Annotated in this window: 20 protein-coding genes; 10 read left to right on the top strand and 10 right to left on the bottom strand. The window is 61.0% G+C overall.

Annotated features, from left to right (window positions below; translation table 11 throughout):
* Window positions 1-26 precede the first annotated feature (26 nt).
* On the top strand, window positions 27-788 hold the full coding sequence (gene pomA / locus MRS74_RS00885) for a flagellar motor protein PomA (protein ID WP_254578382.1): 762 nt from the start codon (window positions 27-29) through the stop codon (window positions 786-788).
* 7 nt (window positions 789-795) lie between these two features.
* Complete coding sequence (locus MRS74_RS00880) at window positions 796-1728, top strand: flagellar motor protein MotB (RefSeq protein WP_254578381.1); 933 nt, start codon at window positions 796-798, stop codon at window positions 1726-1728.
* A 92-nt stretch (window positions 1729-1820) separates the two neighbouring features.
* Here the strand turns inward: MRS74_RS00880 and MRS74_RS00875 are convergent, their stop codons facing one another.
* The 6 genes from MRS74_RS00875 to MRS74_RS00850 form a co-directional block, all read right to left on the bottom strand.
* The gene (locus MRS74_RS00875; protein ID WP_254578380.1) at window positions 1821-2126 is read right to left on the bottom strand and encodes a c-type cytochrome; all 306 of its coding nucleotides are present in this window, start codon (window positions 2124-2126) and stop codon (window positions 1821-1823) included.
* A gap of 192 nt (window positions 2127-2318) precedes the next feature.
* Window positions 2319-2522 carry a hypothetical protein gene (locus MRS74_RS00870; protein WP_254578379.1) on the bottom strand — a complete coding sequence of 68 codons (204 nt, stop codon included), beginning with the start codon at window positions 2520-2522 and terminating at the stop codon, window positions 2319-2321.
* A gap of 86 nt (window positions 2523-2608) precedes the next feature.
* Window positions 2609-3616 carry a PA2778 family cysteine peptidase gene (locus MRS74_RS00865; protein ID WP_254578378.1) on the bottom strand — a complete coding sequence of 336 codons (1008 nt, stop codon included), beginning with the start codon at window positions 3614-3616 and terminating at the stop codon, window positions 2609-2611.
* Between the two features lie 2 nt (window positions 3617-3618).
* Window positions 3619-4026, bottom strand: coding sequence for a PA2779 family protein (locus MRS74_RS00860; protein WP_254578377.1), 408 nt, complete (start codon window positions 4024-4026; stop codon window positions 3619-3621).
* Window positions 4027-4325: 299 nt separating this feature from the next.
* The gene (locus MRS74_RS00855; RefSeq protein WP_254578376.1) at window positions 4326-5048 is read right to left on the bottom strand and encodes a TorF family putative porin; all 723 of its coding nucleotides are present in this window, start codon (window positions 5046-5048) and stop codon (window positions 4326-4328) included.
* 127 nt (window positions 5049-5175) lie between these two features.
* A complete protein-coding gene (locus MRS74_RS00850; protein ID WP_254578375.1) occupies window positions 5176-6030 on the bottom strand; it encodes a LysR family transcriptional regulator in 855 nt (284 codons plus the stop codon).
* Window positions 6031-6139: 109 nt separating this feature from the next.
* On the opposite strand from MRS74_RS00850, the gene MRS74_RS00845 reads away from it, so the two are divergent.
* The gene (locus MRS74_RS00845) at window positions 6140-7411 is read left to right on the top strand and encodes a cyanate transporter (protein WP_254578374.1); all 1272 of its coding nucleotides are present in this window, start codon (window positions 6140-6142) and stop codon (window positions 7409-7411) included.
* A 125-nt stretch (window positions 7412-7536) separates the two neighbouring features.
* Here the strand turns inward: MRS74_RS00845 and MRS74_RS00840 are convergent, their stop codons facing one another.
* The 4 genes from MRS74_RS00840 to hutC all read right to left on the bottom strand — a co-directional run bounded on the left by MRS74_RS00840 (window position 7537) and on the right by hutC (window position 12424).
* Window positions 7537-9264 carry an alpha-amylase family glycosyl hydrolase gene (locus tag MRS74_RS00840; protein WP_254578373.1) on the bottom strand — a complete coding sequence of 576 codons (1728 nt, stop codon included), beginning with the start codon at window positions 9262-9264 and terminating at the stop codon, window positions 7537-7539.
* Between the two features lie 28 nt (window positions 9265-9292).
* On the bottom strand, window positions 9293-10519 hold the full coding sequence (locus tag MRS74_RS00835; RefSeq protein ID WP_254578372.1) for a glycosyltransferase family protein: 1227 nt from the start codon (window positions 10517-10519) through the stop codon (window positions 9293-9295).
* Between the two features lie 19 nt (window positions 10520-10538).
* Window positions 10539-11360: an HAD-IIB family hydrolase gene (locus MRS74_RS00830; protein WP_254578371.1), complete on the bottom strand. Its 822-nt coding sequence runs from the start codon at window positions 11358-11360 to the stop codon at window positions 10539-10541.
* Window positions 11361-11707: 347 nt separating this feature from the next.
* Complete coding sequence (hutC, locus tag MRS74_RS00825) at window positions 11708-12424, bottom strand: histidine utilization transcriptional repressor HutC (protein ID WP_254578370.1); 717 nt, start codon at window positions 12422-12424, stop codon at window positions 11708-11710.
* Window positions 12425-12710: 286 nt separating this feature from the next.
* Here hutC and MRS74_RS00820 point away from each other — a divergent pair, with 286 nt between their 5' ends.
* The 7 genes from MRS74_RS00820 to MRS74_RS00790 all read left to right on the top strand — a co-directional run bounded on the left by MRS74_RS00820 (window position 12711) and on the right by MRS74_RS00790 (window position 25381).
* Window positions 12711-14033 carry a YjiH family protein gene (locus MRS74_RS00820; protein WP_254578369.1) on the top strand — a complete coding sequence of 441 codons (1323 nt, stop codon included), beginning with the start codon at window positions 12711-12713 and terminating at the stop codon, window positions 14031-14033.
* Window positions 14034-14507: 474 nt separating this feature from the next.
* On the top strand, window positions 14508-15833 hold the full coding sequence (locus MRS74_RS00815; protein WP_254578368.1) for a tetratricopeptide repeat protein: 1326 nt from the start codon (window positions 14508-14510) through the stop codon (window positions 15831-15833).
* A gap of 153 nt (window positions 15834-15986) precedes the next feature.
* Complete coding sequence (locus tag MRS74_RS00810) at window positions 15987-16136, top strand: hypothetical protein (protein WP_254578367.1); 150 nt, start codon at window positions 15987-15989, stop codon at window positions 16134-16136.
* A gap of 25 nt (window positions 16137-16161) precedes the next feature.
* Complete coding sequence (hutI, locus tag MRS74_RS00805; protein WP_254578366.1) at window positions 16162-17427, top strand: imidazolonepropionase; 1266 nt, start codon at window positions 16162-16164, stop codon at window positions 17425-17427.
* Window positions 17420-18385, top strand: a complete 966-nt coding sequence (gene hutG, locus MRS74_RS00800; RefSeq protein WP_254578365.1) for a formimidoylglutamase — start codon at window positions 17420-17422, stop codon at window positions 18383-18385. The genes hutI and hutG overlap by 8 nt, the downstream gene beginning before the upstream one ends.
* A gap of 10 nt (window positions 18386-18395) precedes the next feature.
* Entirely contained in the window at window positions 18396-20069 is a 1674-nt protein-coding gene (gene hutU, locus MRS74_RS00795) for a urocanate hydratase (RefSeq protein WP_254578364.1), read from the top strand.
* A gap of 380 nt (window positions 20070-20449) precedes the next feature.
* Entirely contained in the window at window positions 20450-25381 is a 4932-nt protein-coding gene (locus MRS74_RS00790) for an NAD-glutamate dehydrogenase (protein WP_254578363.1), read from the top strand.
* Window positions 25382-25404: the final 23 nt, after the last annotated feature.

The raw sequence follows: 25404 nt of genomic DNA, 5'->3' as shown, positions 1-25404 counted from the left end.
GCCTGTTCGGAGTTAAGGAGAAACCCGTGGATATCGCAACGCTGGTCGGTTTGATCGGGTCAATGGGCATTGTCATCGCGGCCATGGTTTTGGGTGGCGATGTGGGTATCTTCGTGAACCCTCCCTCGCTGCTGATCGTGGTCGGCGGAACCCTGCTGGTGGTACTGATGAAGTACACCCTGCAGCAGTTTCTCGCGGCCGGCAAAATCGCCGCCAAGGCGTTCATGTTCAAGTCGCAGAATCCGGAAGACATCATCACAGAAACCGTTGAACTGGCCGATGCCGCGCGCAAGGGCGGTTTGCTGTCACTGGAAGAAAAGGAAGTTGCCAACAGTTTCATGCAGCGCGGTATCCAGCTGCTGGTGGACGGGCACGATCCCGAGATCGTGCGCATGCTTCTGAACAAGGAAATGCGCCTGACCGTTGAGCGCCACGACTTCGGCAGCCGCATCTTTCGCGCCATGGGGGATGTGGCGCCTGCCATGGGCATGATTGGTACCCTGGTGGGGCTGGTACAGATGCTCTCCAACATGAGTGACCCCAAGTCCATAGGCCCGGCCATGGCGGTGGCGCTGCTGACGACCCTGTACGGCGCCATGATTGCCAACATGCTGGTGCTGCCCATTGCCGACAAACTGGCGGTGCGCAAGGATCAGGAGGCGCTGAATCAGGCACTGGTGATTGATGGCCTGCTGGCGATTCAGGCCGGCCAGAACCCGCGGGTTATAGAGCAGATGCTGCGCAACTACCTGCCGGAGAAAAAACGCCTGGTAGAAGCAGCCGGATAGCTGACCCATGACCGATCAAACAGAATGTGAATGCCCGCCCTGCGATCCCGGCCTGCCGGCCTGGTTGGCGACCTTTGCCGACCTGATGTCGCTGCTGATGTGTTTCTTCGTGCTGCTGCTGTCCTTTTCCGAAATGGATGTGCTCAAGTTCAAGCAGCTGGCAGGCTCCATGCGCGAAGCCTTCGGTGTTCAGAATCAGATCAAGGTGGAAGATATTCCCAAGGGTACCTCTGTCATTGCGCAGGAGTTCAGCCCGGGCCGGCCGGAACCGACACCGTTGAACGAAGTGCGCCAGATGACCATCAACAGCGACCTGAATACGCTGGATGTACGCTCCAAGGAAGGCGAGAACGAAACGCCGGACAAGTTCAGGGGCAGTGTCGAGGCACTGCTCAAGCAGTTGGCCAGGGAAGCGGAGCAGGAAGCCATCGAATTTGCCGCGGCACTGGCGAAGGAGATTGGTGATGGTTCGGTGGAAGTGGAAACCGATGGCGCCAAAATCATCATTCGCATAAAGGAGAAGGGGTCTTTTGACTCGGGTTCGGCGGAGCTCAAGTTTGACTCCATTCCGATCATCGCCAAGATCCGTGATGTCCTGCTGAACGTGAACGGCAGTGTCGCCGTGCAGGGCCATTCCGACTCCATTCCGTACTCGGGCCGGCGCTTCGAGTCCAACTGGGATCTGTCGACCGCCCGGGCACTGGCGGTTGCACACGAACTCTTTGCCGACAACCGCATGGATCAGTCGCGCTTCACGGTCAGTGGTATGGCGGCGACCCGTGCACTGGTGCCCAATAATACGCCGGAAAACCGCAGTCTTAACCGCCGGGTTGAGATTGTGATTCAAAAGGGCAAGGACGAAGAGGCACTGCTGCCGTTACAGTCCCGACCTGATGGAGATACAGAAGGGCAGTCGCTGCGACCGGGTGAGATTTTCTGATACATCCAGTTTTGCGCACCTCTTCAGTTCGGATGCCTGCCCATAAAAAAACCGTCTTGCGACGGTTTTTTTATGGCTGCTGTGGCTGATGCTTACTTGGCGGCGTCCAGCATGTACTGGATGGCTGCGGTCAGCTCAGTGTCGGAGCAGTCCATGCAGGTGCCCATGGGAGGCATGGCATTAAGACCGCTTTTGGCGCTGGCCAGCAGCCCATCGACGCCTTTGGCGGCACGGGGTGCCCACTCTTCGGCATTGCCATACTTGGGAGCGCCAGCAACGCCCGCTGCGTGGCAAACGCCACATTTGGTATTGTAGAGTTCTTCTCCGCTGCGCTCGGCGTTGGCGGTCATGGGCAGGGAAAGCGCAGCAACCGCTGCCAGGATCAGTGTTGTTTTCATCGTTGTTATCCCTCAAGGCTCACTAGGTCGGCTCAAAAACAACCGAAGTTTAGGACCAGTCTCTCACTATTGTAAATAGACTATTGGCAGTGAATGGGGGCTGAACGTCGGCGGGAGCTTTGGCTGGGCAAGGCTGCAATGAGCGGGAATAAACGCTGGAATCCGCTGAACGGGGCTTGGTTCGTCGCCCGCTCAGCGACCCAGGGAAATGGCGAAGTCCGCCTGGCCACGCAGTATGCGCGCCTGTTGCTGTTGCTGGTTGTACTGGGACTGAAGCTCGCACAGTACCTGCTCGACCGCCGCCCGGGGGGCGATAATCAGGTTGCGAATTTCATCTTTCGAATAACCCTGTTTAAGCAGCTGTTTGAGCTGGGAGCTCAGTTTTTCGTGATCCATTGGCTTATCTCTCCATTATTGTGAGGCATATTTATACGTGATTTTGATTGCAGATTTATTGCGGTGGTTTTGACCACAGCCAGAGGTCAGTTTTGACTGGCGCTGCAGCTGGGCAGCGCGACGCACTGGGATTGGTTTGTGCGTGAGGCACGGGTTTTGCCAGAGAGTTCCTGCAGGCTGTCCTGGAAGGCGCTGTTGGCGGGTGCCAGCTGTACGGCGCAATTGACCGCCTGCAGCGCAAGCCGGCCACAGCCTTCGGCATTCAGGCTGTAGGCGAGGTTATTCCAGGCGTCGGCGGCATCGGGTTCTTGGGCCAGCGCCCAGCGAAATGCCTGGCTGGCCGCTTTCGCATGGTCTGCGGCAAGTTCCGCATTGCCAAGCGCCATGGACACCAGATAATTATCGGGCCAGCGTTGGCGGGCACTGTGCAGGCTGCGAAGTGCGGCCTGCGCATTGGAGGCTTCCAGTTCCAGGGTGGCGCGGACAACGTCCAGCGGTGTGGTTTGCAGCGGCAGCTGCCCGGGGGGGAGCGCCAGCAGAGCCCAGTGGTTACTGCGCTCCCAGGTGCGCTCAAACAGCTTCAGCGGTGTGATACGCCGCTGTTCGGTACCGGAGCGCAGGATGACGTTTTGCGCCTGCAGGTCAAAGCCGACGATCACGGCGTAATGCCAGCGCGGAAGGATAGCCAGCCCCAGGTTCTGCATGACCACCACGGGGCGACCGGCGGCAACTTCAGCCAGCAGTCCTTTCAGGTGGGTCGGCGCTTCCATGGCCAGCATGCCGTGGCGCCGTGCCGCAACTTTCATCTCGATTTGCAGGCTGCCGCCGCGTTCAGGGATATAGATCTGTGGCACCAGAGCGTCGGGCGTGGTGCGCAGCTGGTCATTGTTCAGCACTGTGGCCAGGGCTGCAGGGCCGCACTGATAGAGTTCCTGTGGATAAAACGGGACTTCGGTGAGTTCGATGGACACTGGCAGGGTGTCGGACAAAGTGGCTAGCTGGTCGCTGGAAAAACGTGTGGCACAACCGCTTAGCAGGGACAGACAAAGAGCCACCGCCGTCAGCAAGACGGCGGGGTTCAGACGCTTGAACATAGTTAGCGGACGGGGTGCACGAAGTTGAAGATATTGGTCGCACCCAGCATGTCGGTAATGATAAAGACGATAAAGATCAGCACTATGGCACCCAGCACGCCGGCACCGGCGGGAAGGGAGTCGATCTGCTGGTTAAGGTCTGCGACTTCGGCTGCGGACATATCGGCAACGCGCATCTGCGCATCGGCGGGATCGACACCAAAGGCGCTGAGCTGTTCTGCAACATCATCGCGCTGAAGCAGGGTCATCAGCTTTTCGCGATCCGCATCGGTGGCCGCAACACTCTGTGGCGCGATCATGGATGAGGTGGATACGGGAGCAGCCTGGGCCAGACCCGAGATGAGAAGCATGCAGGCCATCATGATATGGGCTACAAAAGAACGAACGATGCGGGATTGCTGCATGAACATTTAATACCTCCTTGAGGCTGTACCGGCAGGTGCCGGTCTTGGCCTATGTTTTACACCTGAATGAAGCTTAGTCGCATGTGAATGAATATGGGATGAACTCGTTGAATTCAATCATGGTTTTACGTGCCTGTTACCTTAAAATAGCCGACCTTTGGCGTAATGACAGGGCATAAGGGCAGATGACGAACTTATTGCTGGTCATCCTGCCGTGGGCGGTTTGGTTCAGCCTGATAGGGCCATGTACTCTGATCAGGCTAAGTGTCGTGCTGGGCCCGCGGGCGTGTCGCGGGCCTGCGGGATCAGAGTGATTTGCTGATCGAAAGCACCCAGGCGTCCTGGTTGGCGAGGTGGCCGCTGTTGATGCGCCAGGCGGCGTCTATGTCGGTGTCCATATAGGCCAGGGCGATGTCCAGGCCGGCCCAGCTGCGCGACAGGGTCAGGCTGTAGTCGTTGTATTCATCCAGGCCCACGGCGGCGGGGTCGTCAAAATAGCTGCCAAAGGAGTGGCCGGCGTGAATGTCCAGCGCCAGTTCCGCCGGTAGCGCCAGGCTGTAATTGGCTTCGATATAGCGGTAGTCCTCGCCGCTATTGAAGTAATCATCGGCGTACCAGTACGCCAGCCGGGCGGGCCCGACTTCGACACCCAGGCTGAGCTCACTGTAATCCGCGCTGGTGATGGCGCCGGGGTAGAAGTAGCGGTACAGGCTGAGGTCGTAGCTGATGCGGTCGCTGACTTCGCCGGAGTAGCCGGCATAGATATCCAGTTCGATGCTTTCATCGTTGTCATAGGCATCGCCCGCGGCGTAGAAGTCCACATTGCTGCCCCAGACGCCGGCGAAGAAGCCGGATTCATGGCTGTAATCCAGCCCGCCCTGCAGTGCCGAATCGTCACCGCTTTGGCTTATTCCCCGAAAACGGTAATCGCTGGTCAGGTTGACGTTGCCGCTGATGTCGGCCTGTACCAGGGCTGTCGGGGTGATGAGTGCCAGGCCTAGCAGGGTCTTTGCGAGCAGGTTTTTCATTCTTGTTAGTCCATCTTGTGGTGGGATCAGACGTGCAACAGCAGCGCCTGGCCCGCACTATTGCCTGTGTGGTGATAGCGGCTCAATACCCTTTAGGGGGTAAGCAAGGTGCATTAGGCCCCCCGAACTAGGCCGCTGAACACAGTCTGATCAGGCGCTTGGCCAGATCCTCGATGCGCGCCGGTGCCGGGCTCTGATAATGCAGTGCCAGTTCGATGGAACCGGGCGTGATGAAGCCCGGTGCCGGGGTCAGACGCAGGTGGCCGGGGTGTGCCATGCGACTGGGCAGCAGGCTGACGCCCAGCCCATCGGCCACGGCTGCGCGCAGGCTTGCCAGGCTCGCACTGAGGTAGCTTATGCGCCAGCGTCTGCCGGCGCTTTCCAGGGCATGGATCATCTCGTCTCGATAGAGCCCGCCCGGCGGAAACATCACCAGCGGCAGCGGGTCCTGCAGCTGCGTCGGTGCCCGGACGCTGTCGAACCAGCCCAGCGGCTCGGGCCAGCTGGCCTGGGCGGTGGCCTGGCCACGGCGCTGCTTGATCAGTATCAGTTCAAAGGCGCCGGCGCCAAACTGCTGCCACAGGCGGGCGCTCAGATCGCTGGTGACCTCCAGCCGGATATTGGGGTGGGCCTTGGCGAAGGCGGCCAGCGTGGGTGTGAGACGCTCGGCGGCAAAGTCCTCCGCCACGCCGATGCGCAGCTCAGCGGGGTTTTCCGTCGCCTGGATCTGCTCGACAGCCTCATGCATCAGGTGCAGCAGGCGCCTTGCATAGCCCAGCAGGTGCTGGCCCTGTTCGCTGGCCTGTACATAGCGGCCACGCCTATCCAGCAGGGTGCAGCCAAGCTGTTCCTCCAGGCGGCGGATCTGCTGGCTGACGGTGGACTGACTCAGGTGCACACGCTCACCGGCGCGGGTGAAACTGCCACTTTCGATGACCGCAACAAAGCTGCGCAGCAAAACCGGATCAAGGGTCGTAAACATTATTCGATAATCCACTGATGATTAGTTGGATATTTAATTTATGAATAATAGGGCCTGCCCTTAGACTGGGGCCAGTTATAACAGCCACATCCGCCAATCCGGAGCGCGAATGAACAGTCAACAGCCACCCGGGCCACCGGTGTCCCTGACCATAACACCAACGGCAGCACCGACTGCATCAGCGCCTGTCTTGCAAAGCGCGGGTTTGTGGGGTTTCGCGCTGCTGGTGCTGGTGGGGTTGAATTTGCGGCCCTTTCTGACCTCGGTCGGGCCCGTACTGAATGCGGTGCAGGCTGATACCGGCATGGGGCACGGTATGGCGGCGGTCCTGACGACCCTGCCCTTTGTCATGATGGGGCTGCTGGCACTGGCAGGCGCAGCCCTGGCCCAGCGCTTTGGCGAGCGGAGAACGCTGCTCTGTGCCCTGTTGTTGCTGGCGCTGGGGTGCGGTGCCCGTTTGCTGGCGGACTCTGCCACCAGTCTGATACTGACCGCCATACTGGCCGGAACCGGCGTTGCCACGGTGCAGGCGCTGATGCCTGGCGTCTGCAAGCGCTGGTTTGCCGGTCGCATTGCTCTGGCCATGGGGTTGTATTCGGCGGCGCTGGTGGGCGGAGGTGCCATGGGGGCGCTACTCAGCCCGGCGCTGGCGACGCTGACTGCAGACTGGCGGCCGGGGCTGGCAATCTGGGCCTTGCCGGCGCTGCTGGCCTGGGGCCTGTGGCTGTGGCGTGCGCCAGGGCAGAGCGTGACAGCGGCTGTCTCGGCATCAGTCCCGCTGTCTGTACTCGCGTTCTTTGGCAGCCGGCGGGCTTGGTTGCTGGCGCTCTATTTCGGCCTGGCCAACAGTGGTTATGCCAGCCTGGTGGCCTGGTTGCCGTCCTTTTATCTCGATGAGGGGATGGGGGCACAGTCGGCGGGGAACCTGCTGGCCTGGATGGCACTGTTTCAGGCCGCTGCAGCGCTGCTGATGCCACTGAGCGTGCGCGGCTCGCTCGACAGGCGCGTCGGGCTCTATGTGGTCATGCTGTTGCAGCTACTGGGTTTTGCAGGCTTTGCCCTGGCACCCCAGGTTGCGCCCCTGCTTTGGGTCGCGCTGGCGGGCTTTGGACTGGGGGGCTGCTTTTCGCTCTGTCTGATCGTCAGCCTTGACCATCTGCCGGGCGCCCGTGCCGCCGGCGCACTGGCGGCCTTTGTGCAGGGTATCGGTTTTCTGATCACCGCCATTGGCCCCTGGCTGGTGGGGGCGCTGCGTGATGCTGGCGGCGATTTTACCGATGCCTGGTGGCTGCACGGGGCCATTGCCTTGGGCATGCTGTTGGTTAGCGCGCGCTTTAATCCCGCCAGCTATGGGCGCAGCATGGGGCGACTGGGGGCTTGAAATGGCGCCGCGTCGCTCTTATGTAATAAGTCCGGTGGCCGGGCGGCCTGATGCGAGGTTGGCTCGTTTGTGTGCAGTACCACGGACCTGTCCCAAGAGGCCACCAACGGGTGGCCTCTTCATGTTCAGCCGCGGCGGTTGGACAGCCAGATATACTGATAGGGCATCAGGGTAATCTGCGCCATACGGTCGTTATAGGACTCGCCACTGATCAGGTCGATCCAGTCATCGGTGGCGATCAGGTTGAGTTCGCTGAGGTTGAATGACTGCGGCTGGTCGCTGATGTTGTAGACCGCGAAAAGGCTTTGCCGGCGATCGATGCTCTGGCGCCAGAACGCAAACAGGGACTCGCCGGTGTGCAGGGTGTACTGGGTGGCGTTGGGGTGAAATGCCGGTTGCAGGCGGCGAATACGCAGCAGGGTGCGCATGGCATCGAACACGCGGGCATGATGGCTGTCATCGCTGAGCGCCTGCTGCAGCGCCTCTTCCTGCCAGATATGACGGTTGATTGCACGATAGCTGCCGGTGTTCTCCACCCGTTCGTTGTCATTGCCCGTGGCCACCAGGCTGTGGATATAGTAGGCCGGTATGCCTTCAAGCGCGGCCATGATGGCGGCGGCGCAGACAAAGCGGGCAAAGTGCCACTGGTCCGGCCCCTGGCTACTGGTACCACTGAGGGCATCCCACAGGCTGATATTGACCTCATAGGGTTTGGACTCGCCGCTGGCGGTGGTGCGGGCGCTGACACGGCCGCCAAAGCGCTGCAGGGTGGCGATGAGGCTTTGCAGCTCCCAGTCGCTCAGCAGCCCTTCGGCCGGGCGCAGGCCGATACCGTCGTGGGAGGCGATGAAATTCAGATAAGTAGTACCGTGCTGCGCCGGCGGCATGGTCATGAGCCAGTTTTTCAGGTGCGTGCAGGAACCGGTCAGCAGGGTATTGATCAGCAGCGGCGGCAACGAAAAGTTGTAGATCAGATGGGCTTCATTGGCGTTGCCGAAATAGGTCAGATTTTCCTGATTGGGAATATTGGTTTCGGTGATGATGACCGCGTCCGGGGCCCGGTGTTCGATCAGCAGGCGCAGCAGCCGGATCAGCTCATGGGTTTCGGGCAGGTTGACGCAGGGCGTGCCGGGCGTTTTCCACAGGAAGGCGACGGCATCGAGGCGGAACCAGCGAATGCCGTTATCCAGATAGAGGCGGATGATTTTCAGAAACTCCAGCAGTACGCGGGGATTCTGGAAATTGAGATCCAGCTGGTCGTGGCTGAAGGTGCACCAGAGGTGACGCTCGCCGGCGGCTGTCTTGACCTCGCGCAGCAGCGGCGAGGTGCGGGGCCGCACGACAGCGCTCAGGTCGGTGTCGGGGTCGGCTTCAACAAAGTAGCTGGCGCCGGGCTCTAACCCGGCCTTGTAGTTCTCGAACCACAGACTGCGGCTGGAGCAGTGATTGATCACCAGATCGCCCATGATCTTGACGTCCTGGCTGAGCCTGTTGATCTGTTCCCAGCTGCCCAGGGACGGATTCACCGTGGTGTAATCCATTACGCTGAAGCCATCGTCCGAGCTGTAGGGGAAAAAGGGCAGCAGGTGCACCGTCGAGATGCAGTCATGCAGCTGCGTGTGTACGAAGCGGGTGAGGCTCTGCAGCGGTGCTTCGTGCTCGCTGCGCAGGCTGTCGCCATAGGTGATGAGCATGACATCGCGCTCATCCCAGAGGTTGCGATGGGGCACAGGCGCACAGGCGTCCGCCCCCAGGCCAAACTGCGCCAGGCACTGCTGTGCCAGCGCCATGAGATCGCTCTGTGGATAAAGCAGTTGCAGGTGTCCGACGAGCCGTTGTTGCAGTGGTGTCATGGCGCTGCTCCCTGAGTGTGCGGTGGATTTACTGGCGGCCGAATTCCGCCATGTCGGCGTCGACGGCGGCGACCAGCTGCTGCTGCACCCCAGGAAAGGCGCTGATGACGCGGTTCCAGCTGGATATAAACGGGGTTTCCATCGGGTTGTCGAGGAAATGGGTGCCGGCCTTGACGATATTGCCGGCAAAGAGCTCAACCGCCTGTTCTTCCTGGTGAATATCCAGTTTCAGGCCGTTGATGATGGCATCGTTGTGGTAGGTCTCGACAAAATCCAGCGCAATGCGGAAGTAGGTCGCCTTGATGGTACGGAAAGTTTCCTGATTGAATACGATGCCATTGGTGGCCAGCTTGCGAAAGACCGCCTTGGTGATGTCGATCGACATCTTCGACAGTCCGGCTTCGTCCGAATCCAGCGACAGGTCCTGGTGCTTGTGGTCGTAAACGTCGGCGATATCGACCTGACACAGGCGATTGTTGGAGTAGTTGCGCGTCATCTCGCTGAGCACGCCGATTTCGAGCCCCCAGTCACTGGGGATGCGGATATCGCTCATCACATCGCGCCGGAATGAGAACTCGCCGGCCAGCGGGTAGCGATAGCTGTCCAGGTATTCCAGATAATCCAGATTGCCGAACACCTTCTTCAGCGCCCGCAGCAGCGGCGTTACCAGCAGCCGGCTGACGCGGCCGTTGATCTTGTGCTCGGCCACGCGGGCATAGAAGCCCTTGCAGAATTCGTAGTTGAAGTTCGGGTTGGCGACGGGATAAATCAGCCGCGCCAGCAGTTCGCGGTCGTAGGTGAGGATATCGCAGTCGTGCATGGCGATGGACTCCGCCTTGCCGGTGGCCAGGGTATACCCCATGCAGAACCAGACGTTACGGCCCTTACCGGGCTCGGTGGGCGACAGCTCCTCGCCCTTGAGCGTGCGGTCGATGGCACGCAGGCGCGGACCGTCGTTCCAGAGCACCCGATGGGGCTGCGGCAGGGACGAGAAAAATTCCAGCGCCCTGCGATACTGCTCTTCAGTGGCACGGTCCAGGCCAATGATGATCTCCGACAGGTAGGGCACCTGCTTGAGATGCCGGAGTATATTGGGCATCGCCTCGCCTTCGAGTTCCGAATACAGGCACGGCAGTATCAGTGCCAGGGGGCGTTGTTTCGAGAAGGCCAGCAGTTCGCGTTCCATGTCCTCCAGCGGCCGGTGAGACAGGTTGTGCAAGGTGGTGATGATGCCGTTCTGGTAGAAGTCGCCCATGGTGAATCCTTTTGTTGTGTTAGGTGCCAAGCTCCAGGCGCTGCAGGGTTGCGCAGACCGCGTCATTCCAGCCTGCCGGGCCCGGCTGTTCAGTCAACAGAACATCGCTGCGCCCCGGAACCTCGGGTGGAGCCTGGGCCGGTGAGCGCACCAGTACCGCAATATCGGCCTGCTGCAGCATGCCGACGTCGTTGTGGCCGTCGCCCAGCGCCATCGAGGTAACCTTTTCGTTCCAGAGGGCCTGGTATTGCTCGACCAGCCAGGTCATGGCCTCGGCCTTGTCACAGCGCCCCATGACATGGGTAAAGCGGCCACCACGCTGGACCTGAAAGTTCAGCAGTGACAGCTCAGAGGCAAAGTCCTCCAGCGCGCTGCGGGAGTCTTCCCAGATCAGTGGCTCGGTAAACTGTCGGCTCATCGCCTGGCGGGCGGCATCGGGGGCCAGGCCCGTCAGGCCGGCGAGGCGCTCGGATGTCAGGGCAGCAAAGCCGGTAAAGCGATAGCGGCGTGACAGCGGTTCCAGCGCCAGCAGAATCCGACGCCGGCTGGGGCCGAAGGTCTTGCGGCGATAACGCCCGCCGGGATCCAGTGCCAGCTCCGGTGCCAGGGGGGAGTCGAGGGGAATATAAACGGCGGCACCGTTCTCGACGACAAAGGGGTGGCTGTTGTCGAGCTGTCGGCGCAGGGGCTCCAGCTCGGCGAGGGTCTTGCTGGTATTGAGCACCCAGGGTATCTGCAGCTGGCGCAGGCGCTGCAAGGCCGGCTCCGCCGCCATAGCGCTGTAGCTGTAGTGATCCAGCAGGGTGCCATCGAGGTCTGTGGATATCAGTAATCGGGTCATGCTTACCTCGACTCGTTGACCGACAGGGCCTGTTCGCGTTGAGTCAGATAGTGCAAGTTGGGTGCCAGCATTGCGCAGGCGGTGCTCAACCCCGGCCTTGGGCCGGCTCAGCAGATGTTATCCACAGTGAAGGTAATGTTATGCCCTGTTTTGGTGCGTCGACTGGGCCGCTTTGGGCCGCACTGGCCCCAACCTGCCAGGAGGCACTCAACGCATGGACGAGGATAGAGGATGCTGTTGCGACCGCCGGTGGGCGCGGCCGGTTTTGGCTGGGTGTGAAAGGATGGAATCGCGCCGGCTAATCGGCAGCCGTTGTCAGGCAGCCAACGGCGGGTTGGCAGCCGTGTTCAGTGGCTGCTGCTGAGCGTGGTAATGGAGCGCAGCTTGTAGCGTGTACCCGGGTGGGTGAGGCTGGCGAAGCTGATCAGGCGGTTGTCGGACCAGGTGCGGCGATTGACCTGAATGCAGGGAGTATTGGCGTCTATATCCAGCAGTTCCTGTACCTGTTCGCTCGGCAGCACCGCCTCGACGATATGCTCGATACTGGAAATGGGGCACATTCTGGACAGGTATTCGTTGGGCGTGTGCTGGGTAAAGTCCTGTTCCAGATAGCCGGGTACCGAGGATGCAATCACATAACGGTTTTCCAGCTGAATCGGCAGCGCGTTTTCCAGGTGGACAATGACTGAGCGATACACCGGTGTACCTATGGGAATGCCCATCTGCATGGCCACCGATTCGCTGGCGGCAGTCTCGCGCAGCTTGACGATGCGACAGCTATAGTCGTGGCCGCGCTGCCGTACTTCTTCGGCAATGTTCTTGATATCGGCCAGCGGGGATTCGGCCTTGGCGTCGGACACAAAGGTGCCGAGCCCGGGATAGCGCACCAGCATGTTGTCCTGTACCAGATCGCGGATGGCCTTGTTGACGGTCATGCGACTGACCGCGAACTGCTGCGCCAGCTCGTTTTCAGTCGGGATCTTGCCGCCGGGGCGGTAGGTCTGCTGCTTGATCCCGTCGAGGATAAAGCTCTTGATCTGCTGGTAGCGCGGCTTGTTGCTCACCCGTTGTCCCCAAGGATACCTAAACACAGGATTGTATATACTTCGATGCCCACTCACAACGCGGGCAGGGGCTGTCAGAACGCAGCGGTACGGCCGGGCCGGAAAGAAAAAATCATAAATGAGTTTACGTCTCGACCAATAATGTATATACATATACATACAAAAGGAATTGGGGCTCGCTGACGACCGCCTGCAAGGAGGTCGTCATATTCGGAGCGTCAACGGGTGAGGGCGTCGTGACAGGCGGGCCCGCGCAGCGCTTCCTACAATAAAACAGGCAAAACTAATGAACACTAACGAGGCTCTGGACGTGACGTCCCCAAACCCGTTGTCTGTGCTCAAGCTCATCATGTTCAGCGCGCTGGGTATCTTCTTCTTCTTTGTGCCGGTGGAGTTGGGCGGCAAGTCCACCATCCCGCTGGATCACATCGTATCCTGGATTCGAGGCAATCAGGCCGGTGGCGCGGCTATTTACGCACTGCTGATCATAGTCGCCGGCGGGCTCTATCCCTTTGTACGCGGCACCTGGCGCGACAGCAGTACGCAGATGGTATTTTCATTTCTCAAGCTCGGTGGCGTACTGGTCTCGCTGATGGCCTATTTCGAATTTGGTCCGGCAGCCCTGTTCGAAAAGGACATGCTGCCCTTCCTGTTCAACAAGCTGGTGATTCCGGTTGGGCTCATCGTGCCGCTGGGGGCCATCTTTCTAGCCTTTCTGATCAGCTACGGTCTGCTGGAGCTGATTGGCGTGCTCTGTCAGCCGGTGATGCGACCGCTGTTCAAAACCCCCGGCAAGTCTGCCATCGATGCTGTTGCGTCCTTTGTTGGCAGCTACTCCATTGGTCTGCTGATTACTAACCGGGTGTACAAGTCCGGTCAGTACTCCGCCAAGGAAGCGGCTATTATCGCTACCGGTTTCTCCACCGTATCGGCCACCTTCATGGTGATCGTGGCCAAGACCCTGGGACTGATGGATATCTGGAATCTGTTCTTCTGGTCGACCCTGCTGGTCACTTTCGTGGTGACTGCCATTACGGTGCGCATCTTCCCGTTGTCGAAAATGGACGATACCGCCGCTTCGCCGGAGTCGGAGGTGCTGGAGCATTCGCGTTTCAAGCAGGCACTGATTGAAGGCCTGGAGGCGAATCGACAGGCGCAGCCGCTGCTGACCAACGTGGGCATCAATCTGCGCGAAGGCGTGCTGATGGCCATGAGCATTCTGCCATCGATCATGTCGGTGGGCCTGATTGGCCTGCTGCTGGCCAAGTACACGCCGCTGTTCGACTGGATGGGTTACCTGTTTTACCCGTTCACGGCGCTGGCACAGCTGCCGGATGCGCTGCTGGTGGCCAAGGCCTCGGCCACGGGCCTGGCGGAAATGTTTCTGCCGGCGCTGCTGATGGCCGATGGCGCCATTGCCGGCAAGTTCGTCACCGGTAGCGTCGCCATCTCATCGATCCTGTTCTTCTCGGCGTCTATCCCCTGCATCCTGTCGACCGAGATTCCACTGACCATCCGCCAGATGCTGATGATCTGGTATCAGCGCGTCGCCCTGACCATTCTGTTGTCGGCGCCCTTTGCCTTCTATGCGCAGCATCTGCTGAGCTGAGGCGCCCGCTGGCGCGGGCATCAAGCTGAAAAGCCCGGAACGGATCCCGCCGTTCCGGGCTTTTTGTTTATGGATGTTCTGCTACCGGGCTTGAGATGGGTGTGCTTCCCGATATTGTGCCGTGCCTGAGTGTTGGTACAGGGAGTCGGCCTGCGCCGATTCCTCATAGGCGCAGGGCCTATCTTCCTCGTCGAAGATCCCGCCTATTTCAGCCAGTACCGCCTGGGCGACAGGCTGCTCGGAGGCTGTCCGACAATGCGGTGTGAACCCTGCCCGTTATGCGAAATACCAATGTTAAGGAACATGAACGGACTGCATACCTGCAAGGTTGCAGGCATTGACCATTCCTGCGTTTACAGGACAGGCGTTCTACCATTATCCATAGTCCATTCATCCAATCGGCCGGCCCATCACTGACGGCGCCGTCAGCTGACGACGACCGCAGAGCCGGCACAGACGCAGGAGATTGCAGCTATGGTATCCGATCTGCAGGGCAACTCAGTTTCCGGCGCCAGCACCGCGGCGCTGGATCTCTATGAAGGGGCCAACCGTGCCTTCAATCTCTATCGGGGGGACCCGATAGGCCTGATTGATGCTGCGATTGAGGCGGCACCCGACTTTGCCATGGCCCATATTCTCAAGGCCTACCTGTATGGCGTGGCAACGGAGCCTGACGCCACGCTGGAGGCCCGGGCGATTCTCGGGCGCGCCAAAACGCTGTCGCTGAACGAGCGTGAAAAGTCCCATATAGGCGTGCTGGAGCTGTTGCTGGCGGGCAACTGGACGGCGGCGGCGCTGGCGCTCGACAGGCACAACATCAACTACCCGCTGGATCTGGTCGGGCTCCAGTGCGGGCATCTGATGGATTTCTATCGGGCCTGCGCCCGTAACCTGCGGGATCGCATCAGCCGTGTGCTGCCCGGGTGGTCGGCGGCGATTCCGGGCTATTCGATAGTGCTGGGCATGTATGCGTTCGGGCTGGAAGAGTGCGGTGACTATGGCCGCGCCGAAGCGACAGGGCGCCAGGCAATCGCCCTCGAACCGCTGGACTGCTGGGCCCACCATGCGGTCACCCATGTGATGGAGATGCAGGGGCGGGCCGAGGACGGGGTTGGCTGGATGCGTACCCGTGAAGCTTGCTGGTCTGGAGAGGACAATTTTTTCCGCGTCCACAACTGGTGGCACCTGTCGCTCTACCATCTCGACCTGGGAAATGTCGACGAGGCGCTCAGGCTCTATGACGGGCCAATCCGTGAAGATCGCAGCCAGGTGGCGCTCGACATGATCGATGCATCGGCACTGCTGTGGCGACTGTCACTGCTCGGTCGTGATCTGTCGGATCGCTGGCAGGAACTGGCTGACGTCTGGGATCAGCATGCCGATGGCAAGCTCTATCCCTTCAACGACTGGCATGCCGTCATGGCCTATCTGGGGAGCGGGCGCGACCAGGATGTCGAACGCATTCTCGCGGCGTTTCGCGCAGCGCAAGGCGAGACGCCGGAGGTTGCACGCTGGGCCCGGCATACCGGATTGCCACTGGTGGAAGGCTTTGTTGCCTTCTGGCGCGGGGATTATGCAACCGCCGCCGAGCGGCTCCACGGGGCGCGCTTTATCGTCAACAGCTTTGGTGGCAGTCATGCGCAGCGGGACATTATTGACTGGACCCTGACGGAAGCGGCAGTGCGCGCGGGCATAAAGCCTCTGGCAGAGGCCCTGGTCAACGAACGACAGGCACTGAAGCCGCACAGCCGCGTAAATTGCGGCTTTCTGGCACGGCTGCACCAAAACGTGAGCCGCTGAAGAGGCGACCCTGCCACTAATGGTTTTCCCGTGGCCGGGTAACCGGCAAGGCTTGATGGAGCCTTTTCCCGCTAAGTGATGGTCGGTGCAGTGACGGCCAGTGCATGCGCAGGCACTGGCCTGAGAGCATCTCGAAAATATAGATATATACATATGTTCCTGGCCGCACTGGGTGTCGAATGCCAGGGCACAGTGCGACTCACCCCGAAAGTGCCTGAAGTCCGCGTCAGCGCTGGCGTTGCGGGCAGCAATAACCTGAACAACGGCAACCTTGGTCAGAACTTTCAGCAAGAAAAGTTTTGACCTCTTAAAATCTTGTGGTATACATATGTATATACAAACTACGAACCCCAAGGTGAACGCAGTGTTCGATACCTGTGAGCGAATCTGGATCAATGCAAACCTCGCGACCTTCGATGCCGCTGTCCAGGCGGGCTACGGTGCCTTGGCAGCCCAGGCAATCGGTGTGCGTGAGGGGCGTATCGTCGCCATCGCACCCATGTCGGCCTTTGATGCGTCCGCGGTATCGGCCGAGATCATCGATGCCCGCGGTGGCTGGATGACGCCGGGCCTGGTGGATGCCCACACCCATCTGGTGTTCGCCGGCAGCCGGGCGCAGGAATTCGAACAGCGCCTCAAGGGTGTGAGCTACGAAGAGATCGCTCGCAATGGCGGCGGCATTATCTCTACCGTGCGCGCCACGCGCAGTGCGACTGTTGCGGAGCTGGTTCGCCTGTCCGAACCGCGTTTGCAGGCGCTGATGCGCGAGGGCGTTACCTCGGTCGAGATCAAGTCCGGTTACGGTCTGAGCCTCGAAGATGAACTGAAGATGCTGCGGGCGGCGCGCCTGCTGGGGGAGCGCAACGCCGTGCGGGTATCGACCTCGCTGCTGGCCGCCCATGCGCTGCCGCCGGAATTTTCCGGCAACGCCGATGGTTATATCGACCTGATCTGCAACGAGATTATTCCGGCCGCTGTGGCTGAAGGCCTGGTGGATGCGGTGGATGTGTTCTGCGAAAGCATCGCCTTTTCACCGGCCCAGTGCGAGCGCGTATTCAAGGCGGCGCAGCAGCATGGCCTGGGTGTGCGCGCCCACGTCGAGCAGCTGTCGAATCTGCATGGCGCGGCGCTGGCGGCCCGCTACGGTGCCTGGTCGGTGGATCACCTGGAGTGGCTCGACGAGGAGGGCGTTCAGGCGATGGCCGCATCCGGCACGGTCGCGACACTGTTGCCCGGCGCCTTTTACTTCCTGCGCGATACCCGGGTTCCGCCCATCGAACTGCTGCGCCAGCACGGCGTCGGCATGGCGGTGGCGACGGACCTGAATCCCGGTTCCTCGCCGCTGGCGTCCATTCGCCTGGCAATGAACATGGCCTGCACCCTGTTCCGCCTGACGCCGGAAGAAGCCCTGGCCGGTTGTACCCGTTTTGGCGCCAGGGGGCTGGGGCTTGAGGGCAAGGTCGGTGAACTCAGAGTCGGCATGCAGGCGGATATGGTGCTCTGGGATATCGATCATCCGGCGGAGCTGGCCTACCAGTTTGGTGTCAATCTGGTGCGTGAACGCATTGTGGCCGGGGAAGTGAACAATGTCTGATCTTGATGCCGCTGCTTTTCGCGCTATCTGGAGCGGTCGCGTCGATGCCGAAGAACAGGCCCAGCTCGCCACGCGCCTGCACCAGGTGATTGCACCGCTGCAGGCAGACAGCCCGGCGGGTCTGGCGATTGTCGGCTTCTGTTCCGATGAGGGCGTGCGCCGCAACAAGGGGCGTGTGGGTGCCAGCCTGGCGCCGGATCTGTTGCGCAAGGCCCTGGCCAATATGCCCTGGCATCCCCAGCGTGCCGCCTGGGATGCCGGCAATGTGGTGTGCGAGGCCGAGCAGCTTGAAGCCGCCCACAAGGCCCTGGCCGACCGGGTGCAGCAGTGTCTTGGGGCTGCACATTTTCCGCTGGTCTTGGGCGGTGGTCACGAAGTTGCCTACGGCAGCTGGCTGGGGCTGGCGCAGTATTGCGAGTCGCAGCTTGGCACCGGAGCAAGGATGCCGCGCATCGGCATCATCAATTTCGATGCCCACTTCGATCTGCGCCTGGACAGCAATGGCTGCAGCTCCGGCACACCCTTTTACCAGATCGCACAACGCTGCGCGCAGCAGGGCTGGGATTTCCGCTACTGCTGCCTGGGCGTGAGTGAGATGTCCAATACCGCCGCGCTGTTTCGGCGCGCGGATGAACTGAATGTCAGCTATCGCCGCGATAGCGACATGGGACTCAATCAGCTGGATGAGGCCCGTACGCAGCTCGAACGCTTTATGGATGACTGTGACCTGCTGTACCTGACCATCGACCTGGATGTGCTGCCGGCGAGTGTTGCGCCCGGCGTCAGTGCACCGGCGCCCCGGGGCGTGGGTCTGGATGTTCTGGAACCCCTGATCGAGTCAGTCCGGCACACCGGAAAACTCACACTTGCCGATGTCGCGGAATATAACCCGACTTTCGACATTGATAACTGGACCGCCCGAGTAGCCGCGCGTCTTCTCCACTGTATTGTTAAATGAGGCCATAAAAATGACCAATACCCGTCGCGATACCAGCCGTGTCATCAAGGCACCCACCGGCAGCGAAATTACCTGCAAGAGCTGGCTGACCGAAGCCGCCATGCGCATGCTGATGAACAACCTGCACCCCGATGTGGCCGAACGCCCGGAAGAACTGGTGGTGTACGGTGGTATCGGTCGTGCCGCCCGTAACTGGGAATGCTACGACAAGATTATTGAAGTGCTGCAGCGCCTGGAAGACGACGAATCCCTGCTGATCCAGTCCGGCAAGCCGGTGGGTGTGTTCAAGACCCACACTGATGCGCCCCGCGTACTGATCGCCAACTCCAACCTGGTGCCCCATTGGGCGACCTGGGAACACTTCAACGAACTGGATAAGAAAGGCCTGATGATGTACGGCCAGATGACCGCCGGTTCCTGGATCTACATCGGTTCCCAGGGCATAGTGCAGGGCACTTACGAAACCTTTGCCGCCATGGCCAAGCAGCACTTCGGCGGCGATGCCTCCGGTCGCTGGGTGCTGACCGGCGGACTCGGTGGCATGGGTGGCGCTCAGCCGCTGGCCGCCACCATGGCCGGTTTCTCCTGCATCACCGTTGAGTGTGACGAGACCCGCATTGATTTCCGGCTGCGTACCCGTTACGTCGACAAGAAGGCCTTCAGCCTGGACGAAGCGCTGCAGATGATTGACGACGCCAAGACCCGCGGCGAAGCCATCTCCGTCGGTCTGCTGGGCAACTGTGCCGATGTTTTCCCGGAACTGGTCGAGCGCGGCATCACGCCGGATGTGGTTACCGACCAGACCAGCGCCCATGACCCGCTGAATGGCTACCTGCCCCAGGGCTGGACCATGGAATACGCCGCCGAAATGCGCCTGAAGGATGAAGCCGCGGTGGTTGATGCCGCCAAGGAATCCATGGCCGTGCAGGTGCGCGCCATGCTGGGGCTGCAGGCGCGTGGCGCCGCCACCACCGACTACGGCAACAATATCCGCCAGATGGCGAAAGAGAAGGGCGTCGAGAATGCCTTTGATTTCCCGGGTTTTGTGCCGGCCTATATTCGTCCGCTGTTCTGCGAGGGCATAGGTCCGTTCCGCTGGGTGGCGCTGTCCGGTGACCCGGAAGACATCTACAAGACCGATCAGAAGGTCAAGGAACTGATTCCCGATGACGCTCACCTGCACAACTGGCTGGATATGGCGCGCGAGCGTATTGCCTTCCAGGGTCTGCCGGCCCGTATCTGCTGGGTCGGCCTGAAAGACCGTGCCCGCCTGGCGCTGGCGTTCAACGAAATGGTGCGCAACGGCGAACTCAAGGCGCCGATCGTCATCGGCCGCGACCACCTGGATTCGGGCTCCGTCACCAGCCCGAACCGCGAAACCGAAGCCATGAAAGACGGCTCCGATGCCATCTCCGACTGGTCACTGCTCAATGCGCTGCTCAGCACCGCCGGCGGCGCGACCTGGGTATCGCTGCACCACGGTGGCGGTGTCGGCATGGGCTTCAGCCAGCATGCCGGCATGGTGATCGTCGCCGACGGTACTGAGGCTGCTGATAAACGTCTGGGCCGTGTGCTGCGCAACGACCCGGGCACCGGCGTCATGCGCCATGCCGATGCCGGTTACGATATCGCCATCGACTGCGCCAGGGAGCAGGGCCTCGACCTGCCCATGCTCGAGGGCTAAGTCCCCCGCGAGACAGGCCGAGGTGGCGTTGCGCCGCCTCCGCCGACTTTGCCGATCTTCTGTTGTTGGGCTTTTTACGCACCGGCTGGCGCTGATACGCACATATCCGCCAGCCGTTTTTTTAAGTGGCTGTTCGTTTTAACTGCCTATTCGCATCAAGTACCCATTCGATTGTGGCCTTCAGGCCAGTAAGGCCGCAATCGAATGGGAACCTGGCAAGGCCTGTACTCAGAGCGCCCGCACGGCGCGTCTGCCGGGTCTGTGCCGAACCCGCACCGTTTACCTCTTGTACGTTGTTTGAGTGGAATAATCCAAGGGTTGAGGGCGGTACAAAAGTGATAGTCCAAGCGGCAAAAAGAAAACAACAAGCTATTGCCAACATGCTGATGGCAATTCCCGGTCAGAATCAGGAACCACGGGCGTCGCAACTGGCATCGCTGTGCCGGCTGCTGTTCGAGGGTATAGACCCTGAGGCGCTGGCGAGCCGCGATGCGGGTGCGCAGCTGGCATCGGTAGCGGAGTTGCTCGGCTTTATTGAATATCGCCAGTCAGCAGAGGCGCGGGTACGTGTCTTTAATCCCGAGCCTGTACTAGCCGGTGCCGCGCCTGAGGGCACACTGGCTCAGGTGCAAAGCCATTCAATCGTCGATGTCGTGATGGAAGACAGGCCTCATCTGGTGGCGTCCCTCGGTCTGGCGCTGCAACGTGCAGGTATTGCCGTGCAGCAGGTGATTCATCCGGTGGTCGGGGTGCAGCGTGATGCACAGGGGCGGCTGGTCTCACTGCAGGCGCCCTGTGCCGCTGCGGACGCTGAAGCCATTGTACGCTTCGAAATCGAGCACCTGAGCGAGGCTTCCAAACGTGCGGAACTTGAGCAGAGTCTCGCGGATGTGATTGCAGACGTGCGCATGCTGGCGTCTGATGCAGCGGCGATGCGACAGCGCCTGAGCGCTGCCATCAATGCCACGTCGCAACTGCTGTCTGGCTTGGCGCCGGGCAATACTCAGCTGCAGGAAACCCTGGATTACCTGCGCTGGCTCAGGGACGGTCATTTTACCCTGGTTGGCGCCGCCAGCTATGGCTTGAGTTTCACTGCGACGGACCGATGCCAGCTGTCACTGGATGCTGCCAGCCGGCTTGGCATTCTGCGTTTCGAGCGCCACTTTCCCGCCGAGAAGAAGCAGATTGAGCTGTCGGCCTATCTATCCGGCCTGATGTGCAACTCCAATCCGCTGATGCTGACCAAATCGACCTACAGTGCGCCCGTGATACGCGAAGGTCACCTGGATTATGTGGGCGTAAAACAGTATGACAGCGATGGCCAGGTGGTTGGCGAGCACCGCTTCTTTGGTCTCTATGACGCTAGGGTCTATGGCACGGCCGCCGACGAGGTGCCGCTGTTGCGCTTTCGACTCGCCCGGTTAAGGGCCGCCATCAAGGCCCCGGCCGACAGTTTTCGTGGCCGCCTGCTTGAGCGCATTCTGGACCAGTATTCCCGGGATGAGCTGCTGCAAGGTACGCCTGAAGATCTGCAGGAGATCCTCTGTGGCATGCTGGAGGCGCATGACCGCCCCCGGCTGCGGCTGTTTACCCGCCTGGATGCCTACGGCCGCTTCGTCAGCGCCCAGGTGCTGTTGCCACGGGACAAGTTCAATGCCGGCATGCGTCGGCGCTTGCAGGACATCCTGCTGCAGGCGCTGGGCGGGCTTGATGCCGAGTACCGGGTCGGTGATCTCGATGGCCTGCTGGTGGCCATTCAGTATCGTATTCACACCCGGGATGCGCGGCAGCTGCAGATCGATAGCCAGGCGCTCGAGGCTCGCCTGAGCCAGGCGCTGTTGAGCTGGGATGATCAGTTACATGCTGCGTTGGTCGAGGTTGAAGGCGAGGTCCGCGCCGGGACACTGTTTGAGCGTTATGCTGCGCGCTTGCCGGCGGGTTATCGTGCCGATACGGCACCGGCCTGCGCGCTGGCTGACATCCAGCGCCTGGCGGTGCTTGAGCCTGTGCCTGGCAGTTCTGCGGGGACCAGGCTCGCCTGCGTGCTCAGTGGTGCAGAAGATTGCGCCGCGACAGCCTGGCAATTCAAGCTCTATGGCTGGGGCCCGGCGCCTGTATTGTCCGATGTGCTGCCGATTCTGGAGAACCTGGGCCTGCGGGTGCTGGAGGCCAGACCCTGCCATCTGACCGAGCGGACGGATGGCGCGGGTGGCTCTTCCGGCATTGCTGCTGGCGATTCCAGGATGGACCAGCCCGGCTGGATTCTGGACTTCGGCGTTAGCCTGCTGCTGCCGGATGCACGCGGTGCGCAATTGCACGGCTCTGAGCTGAACGGCTCTGATGTAAAGAACTCCGATCTGAAAGCGCGCTTTCAGGCCGCATTTGAAGCGCTCTGGCACCAGCAGGCCGAGAACGACGGCTACAATCGCCTGGTCGCGGCCGCCGGGCTCGACTGGCGTCAGGTGGTGGTGCTGCGCGCCATCGGCGCTTACCTGGGGCAGATCAAGCTGCCATTTTCCCAGTCCTATCTGCAGGATACCCTGGCGCGTAACAGTGATATAGCCGCCATGCTGAGTGGGCTCTTCGAGGCCCGCTTCGATCCAAGCCATGATTCCGGAAGCGTTTCGCAAGCGGCGTTGCAGCACAGCTGCGATGCACTGCAGCAGTCTCTGGATGCGGTGCCGAGTCTTGATGAGGATCGAATCCTGCGCGCCTTCCTGGCCGTTATTCAGGCGATAACGCGGACCAACTATTTCCAGCGCAACAGCAAGGGTCTGCACAAGGACTATCTGTCTCTGAAGCTGAGCCCTGGCCGTATCCCGGGAATGCCAAAGCCCTGTCCGTTGTTCGAAATTTTCGTTTATTCGCCCCGGGTGGAAGGCGTGCACCTGCGCGGCGGCAAGGTAGCCCGTGGTGGCCTGCGCTGGTCTGACCGGCGCGAGGACTACCGCACCGAAGTACTGGGGTTGCTCAAGGCCCAGATGGTCAAGAATGCGGTCATAGTGCCGCAAGGCTCCAAGGGGGGCTTCTTCTGCAAGCGCCTGGGGCAGGATAATCCGGCTGCCATGCAGCAGGAGGCCATCGGCTGCTATCAGACCTTTATTCGTGCCCTGCTGGACGTAACGGATAACCTGGTGGACGGCGAGGTGGTTGCACCGGGCGCGCTGGTGCGCCACGACGATGATGACCCCTACCTGGTGGTTGCCGCGGACAAGGGCACCGCGACCTTTTCCGACATCGCCAACGCCATCTCCCAAGAGTACGACTTCTGGCTGGGCGATGCCTTTGCATCGGGCGGCGGTAACGGTTATGACCACAAAAAAATGGGCATTACCGCCCGGGGCGCCTGGGAATCGGTCAAGCGCCTGTTCCGTGAACAGGGGCGCGATAGCCAGCGGGAGGACTTTAGCGTTGTTGGCATCGGCGATATGGCGGGGGATGTGTTTGGCAATGGCATGCTGCTATCCGGGCACATTCGTCTGGTGGCCGCCTTCAATCACAGGCACATTTTTATTGATCCTGCGCCCGATGCCGCAACCAGCTTCATAGAGCGCAAGCGTCTGTTTGAGCTGCAGGGGTCTAGCTGGAGCGACTATCAGGCCGCGCTGATTTCGCCGGGCGGAGGCCTGTTCGAGCGCAGCGCCAAGCAGATCCGCATCAGTCCTGAAATCCGCCAGGCGCTGGCCATCGCTGATGCACCCGATATGCTCACGCCGGCGCAGCTGATTCGCCATATCTTGAAGGCCCCGGTGGACCTGCTCTGGAACGGTGGCATCGGCACTTACGTCAAGGCCAGCAGCGAAACCGATGTCAGTGTGGGGGACCGGGCCAACGATGCCGTGCGCATCAATGGCACGGATCTGCGCTGCAAGGTTGTGGCCGAGGGTGGCAACCTGGGGCTGACGCAGCGCGGGCGCATCGAATATGCGCGTGCCGGCGGCCTGATCAACACCGACGCCATCGACAATGCCGGCGGCGTCGATTGCTCGGACCACGAAGTGAACATCAAGGTGCTGTTGAATCAGGCGGTGCATGACACCGGGCTCAGGCTCGAAGAGCGTAACCACTTGCTGGCGCAGCTCGATGCCGAGGTCGCGCAGGCTGTGCTGGATAACAATTACCGCCAGGCGGCGTTGCTGAGCCAGGCGGTGGGCAGCTCAGCCCGGGATCTGGACAGCTACGTGCAGCTGATGCGCACGCTGGAACTTGACGGTGGCCTGGATCCTGCGCTTGAACACCTGCCCGATGCCAGTGAACTGGCACAACGCGGCCTGCGCCAGGAGGGGCTGTCCCGGCCGGAGCTCGCCGTACTGCTGGCCTACAGCAAGCTGCACTTGTCCGGCCAGCTGGTGGCGGCGCAACTGGCTGACAACAGCTGGTTCGGTGCAGGGTTAGCAGCCTATTTCCCCACACGGCTGGCGCAGCAATACCCGCAGTTGATTCAGCAACATCCGTTGCGCCACGAAATTCTCGCAACCCGGTATGCCGGCGAGCTGGTGAATCGCATGGGCGTGCCCTTTGCGACACTGCTGCAGGATGAACTGCGCTCTACGCCGCTCGAACTGCTCTGTGCCTACCTCATTGCCCGTGAACTCCTGGGCGCAGAATCCCTGTGGGCCGGAGTTGATGCCTTGGGAGCCGATGTGCCCTATGCGCTGCAGCGGGATTTGCTGGATGCAATCCGCGAACAGCTGGAGCAGGCGTGTCGCTGGCTGCTTAACAGCGAAGAGGCCCTGACTGACGTGCAAGGCACGCTGGCGCGTTTGCAATCGGGCATCGAGCGGTGCAGCCGTGCGGTGCAGACACCGGCGGCAAAACAGCGCCTGGCGGCCAGGGCCGATGAACTGATCGCACAGGGCATCCCCCAGGCGCTGGCCGAGGGGGTAGCACAGCTGCCCGCGGTGCTGGCCGGGCTTGATATCGCGCGAATGGAGGCGGGTAGCGACCTCGGGCCGGAAATGGCCGGCACGGCCTACTTTCAGCTCGAAGACCTGCTGCAACTGCACTGGCTGCGTCATAGCATTCGCTGCCTGCCCGCAGGTGATAGCTGGCAACGCCAGGCCCGGGCTTCGCTCAGGACCGAACTGAACGCTCTGGTGTCTGAGCTGGGCCGCAAATGGCTCGCCGCCGCGTCCGCCACGCGCCCCGGCGGTGAAAGTATCTGGTTCAAGGCTCTGCAGGCCAGCGCCACCAGTGTGCTGGCCATGTTTGAAACCCTGCAGGCAAGCCCGGCACCCAGTTTTACCCAGCTCAGTGTGCTGCTGCAGGAACTGAAACGCCTGGCACAACGGGACTTATACCCCGCCGATTGAGTTCGATAACCACAAGGCCCGGC

It is taken from the genome of Marinobacterium sedimentorum, assembly GCF_024267675.1.
In the GTDB taxonomy this organism is placed as follows: Bacteria; Pseudomonadota; Gammaproteobacteria; order Pseudomonadales; family Balneatricaceae; genus Marinobacterium_A; species Marinobacterium_A sedimentorum.
Note: the sequence above shows the minus strand (reverse complement) of the source record. Positions and strands in the feature narration are given on the sequence as shown.